We start from the raw sequence: 802 nt of genomic DNA on the forward strand, positions 1-802 counted from the left end.
GGTTTATTACTCCTTACCAGGCTAGATTCAATTTCTTTGGATCCTAATGTTCCCATTTTGCTTGACCATTACAATCAGACTAAAAAAGTGATAAGAGCATTTCAATATCACTTTAGACCCAAAAAATATGATGGGACTATGGATAATGAGACATATTCAATTTTGAAGTTACTTAATAATAAATACGAAAATAACTAATAAATAGACATCTGAATTTAAAATCTAAAAAATGGAGGTAAAATATGAAAAAATTAATTTTATTATTATTGTTGCCATTATTATCATTATCAGCTATAAAAGACGATATTTATCCAAAAGCTGAAAAAGAAATGGAAAAACATACAATAATATTGGAGGAAAAAGAAAAAGAAGAAAATTATATGGTAAAATTAAAATTTGGAAGAGAGAAATTGCTGGACTGTAATAATTATTTTTTACTGGGAGGAAAAATAGAAGAAAAAATACTTGAGGGTTATGGTTACAACTATTATATTTTCAATGGAAAAGACGAAATGGGATCAACAAAAATGGGATGCTCAGTAAATACCAAAACTCAAAAAGATGTATTTTACAATGTAGAAGAAATAATTCGTTATAATAGTAAATTACCAGTAGTAATTTATGCTCCAAAAGGAGTATTCGTAGATTATGCTGTCTATGAAAAAATAGCAGGGAAAAAAATAAAATAACAAAAAATGCACCTTTTTTAGATTAAGGTGTATTTTAATAGAGCCTGTGATAAAAAGTCTGTAAATAAAAAAATCTTTTTATGATAAACTAAAAACAGGAGGACTTTATTATG

Annotated in this window: 1 protein-coding gene and 1 pseudogene; both read left to right on the top strand. The window is 26.2% G+C overall.

Annotated features, from left to right (window positions below; all coding sequences use genetic code 11):
• Positions 1-198: pseudogene (locus tag NK213_RS20300) on the top strand (hypothetical protein); the annotation flags it as partial.
• A 44-nt stretch (positions 199-242) separates the two neighbouring features.
• Positions 243-689 carry an ecotin family protein gene (locus NK213_RS20305; RefSeq protein ID WP_253352732.1) on the top strand — a complete coding sequence of 149 codons (447 nt, stop codon included), beginning with the start codon at positions 243-245 and terminating at the stop codon, positions 687-689.
• The last annotated feature ends 113 nt before the right edge of the window (positions 690-802 follow it).

The organism is Sebaldella sp. S0638, from assembly GCF_024158605.1.
Classification (GTDB): domain Bacteria; phylum Fusobacteriota; class Fusobacteriia; order Fusobacteriales; family Leptotrichiaceae; genus Sebaldella.